The sequence below is a fragment of the Micromonospora yasonensis genome, from assembly GCF_026013475.1.
Taxonomy (GTDB): Bacteria; Actinomycetota; Actinomycetes; order Mycobacteriales; family Micromonosporaceae; genus Micromonospora; species Micromonospora yasonensis.
Genome location: NZ_JAPDPH010000468.1, coordinates 1 through 936, shown reverse-complemented (window position 1 = coordinate 936; position 936 = coordinate 1). Strand labels below are relative to the sequence as shown.

General features: G+C 61.8%; 2 protein-coding genes. Both read left to right on the top strand.

Annotated features, from left to right (window positions below; translation table 11 throughout):
* A partial coding sequence (locus tag ONA70_RS36385) for a hypothetical protein (RefSeq protein WP_265011006.1) occupies window positions 1–451 on the top strand: 451 nt, incomplete at its 5' end.
* A 2-nt stretch (window positions 452–453) separates the two neighbouring features.
* A complete protein-coding gene (locus tag ONA70_RS36380) occupies window positions 454–780 on the top strand; it encodes a hypothetical protein (protein WP_265011005.1) in 327 nt (108 codons plus the stop codon).
* Window positions 781–936 lie beyond the last annotated feature (156 nt).

Genomic DNA, 936 nt, shown 5'->3' with positions numbered 1-936 from the left:
CGGCTCCGCGCTTCTGGTTCACAATGCCAGCTGCCCGGTTGCCGACCATGCGACCAAGTGCAAGTGCACCAGCGGCGGGACGCCAATCCCGGCGGTGAAGGAAGGGGAAGTTGGCCGTTTCGGGGACCTGGCTGATAGGGCGCGGACCGGGGATAACCTGACTCCGAACCACATCCCTCAGGCGGCTCTGAACTTCCTGCCCTACCGTGACCACGCAGCGATCGTGATGACCCATGCCGATCACCTGCTGACACGTACCTACGGTCCGGCAGGAAGGGTGACCAAGCGTCTGGACGCCAACCTGTCCTTCCGGGAGGTACTGGCGAAGGATCTGCAGAATCTTCGTCAGATCGGAGAGAAGAACTACGGCGATCCGGGTCACTTCAACAAGCAGATCAAGGAAATCTTGGGATACTACAGAACAAATTATCCTGACCTGATGAAGAGGTAGATGTGACTGTCAGGGATGAGGTAACAGCCTTCGCTCGGCTGGGGCCGCTGCCCTCCGAGGACGACGACTCCGAGAGTGGGGACGAGGAGTTCGAGGAGAGAACCCGGCTGCTTCATGCCATTGAGTCGCCGGTCAGCGATGAGGAGGCCCAACTTTTGGCGAAGTGCTTCGGAGTCGACAACTGCTTCGGGTTGTCCTGGACTCTGCTGCACCTGGTGGAGTCGGCACCCTCGCCGGTGGTGGCTTCCGAGCCGGAACCAGGGGCCAACCCGTGGCTCGTCATGCTGTGGCAGCGGTATCAGAACAGCCTGAGTGATCAGGCGAACTGAAGCGGTTGGATCGAGGAAGGTGAGGACCCCCGCTGGGACAAGTTCCCGGCGGGGGTTTCTCGTTGTCAGGCTGTAGTCCTCGCCAGGCTGAAGCAGTTCGGCGGCCGCCTTCGGGCAGTGGGGCGACGACCAGTGCTCGTCCGGACCCGCATCGCC